This window comes from Luteibacter yeojuensis (assembly GCF_000964085.1).
Taxonomy (GTDB): domain Bacteria; phylum Pseudomonadota; class Gammaproteobacteria; order Xanthomonadales; family Rhodanobacteraceae; genus Luteibacter; species Luteibacter yeojuensis_A.
Genome location: NZ_JZRB01000126.1, coordinates 1 through 1287, shown reverse-complemented (window position 1 = coordinate 1287; position 1287 = coordinate 1). Strand labels below are relative to the sequence as shown.

Annotated in this window: 2 protein-coding genes and 1 pseudogene; all 3 read left to right on the top strand. The window is 58.2% G+C overall.

Annotated features, from left to right (window positions below; all coding sequences use genetic code 11):
• A pseudogene (locus tag VI08_RS22320) lies at positions 1–247 on the top strand (type IV secretion system protein); the annotation flags it as partial.
• Positions 244–741 carry a DUF4189 domain-containing protein gene (locus VI08_RS21565; RefSeq protein ID WP_084621651.1) on the top strand — a complete coding sequence of 166 codons (498 nt, stop codon included), beginning with the start codon at positions 244–246 and terminating at the stop codon, positions 739–741. The pseudogene VI08_RS22320 and the gene VI08_RS21565, both read left to right, overlap by 4 nt.
• A 221-nt stretch (positions 742–962) precedes the next feature.
• On the top strand, positions 963–1287 hold a 325-nt coding region (locus VI08_RS20525), incomplete at its 3' end, for a DUF4189 domain-containing protein (protein WP_198149019.1).

Sequence of the window (1287 nt, the reverse complement as noted above, 5' to 3'; positions counted from 1 at the left end):
GATGGCTGCGATGTTCTTCCAGGGGACGATGGGCAACTTTATGCACTTCTCGGCGTTTGATCGCGGTGGTGGTGCGCCTGGCCCGGCGGGGCAGCCGCCTGGGTCCTTTAGCCGGGGCGCTCAACCAGTTGCTCCGAACCAGAACTCGGCTATCACCCATACGGGAGGGATCGGTCAGTTCAATTCACGAACTGTCAGCAATTCCGGTCAGCCGGCACCAGAAGAGATCAAGGGAGCAAACCGATGAATCGACACTCCACAAAAACTATCGTGCGCCTCGCATCCCTTTTTCTTCTGGCGCTTTCCAGCCTTGCCCATGCTGAACAAGGATGCCCGCCCGGCCAAATTCCCCATGGAGGGACGAGTGTCTCAACGTGCGGTCCTATCCCGGGTCAACAACAAGCCTCCCCTCCTGAGCCGGCGTGGATACCACAATGGCAATCGCTTGCAGGCGATAGCGGCGTCGGTGCGCTAGGCATCTCGAAAGGGCTCAGGACCTCGGCCGAGGCTCAAAACGCCGCCCTCAATGACTGCCGCGCAAAAGGCGGCAAAAGCTGCACGACCTATGTGACGAACGGAAACGGCTGTATTGCCATGGTTATTGGTTCGAAACAATTCTGGATCGAAACCAGCGAATCGCTCGCAAGCGCCGAGCAAAAAGCCGGGTCGACGTGCTCATCGGGCGATACGGAGTGCAAGGTCCTCTACTCGAACTGCAGCCTAGCTGTACGCGTGCAATGACAAGCTGGCTTGAGCACTTGCAAAAGCGAGCAACAAACTGAAGCTAATGATCGGGAAGAAACGTTGCACACAATTTTTTTATTGTGCTTGCGGGGATGGCTAGTGTGCCGGCATGGGCGGAGCAAGATTGCCCTCCGGGACAGATTCCTGACAGCGGCGCAGACCTTTCTTCGTGCGGCCCAATTCCGTCTCAACAACAAGCACCGCCGCAGCCCGCGTGGGTGCCACAGTGGCAAGCGGTTGCAGATGACACCGTTAAAGGCGTCCTCGGCACCGCCAAGGGCCTCCGCACCGAGAACGAAGCTAAGAACGTCGCACTTGACGATTGCCGGACCAAGGGCGGCTCCGCATGCAAGATCCTTGGGACCGTGGGCAACGCGTGCATGGCACTCAGCGTTGGCTCCATGAACTACTTTATTGACGGAGGGCAGTCGACTGCAGAAGCGGAATCGAAGTCAATGACGACGTGCGCCGACAAAGAGCCGACCTGCCGCGTTCTTTATTCGGCGTGCAGTCTACCGGTCTATAAGTTCGCGATGGCCCTGT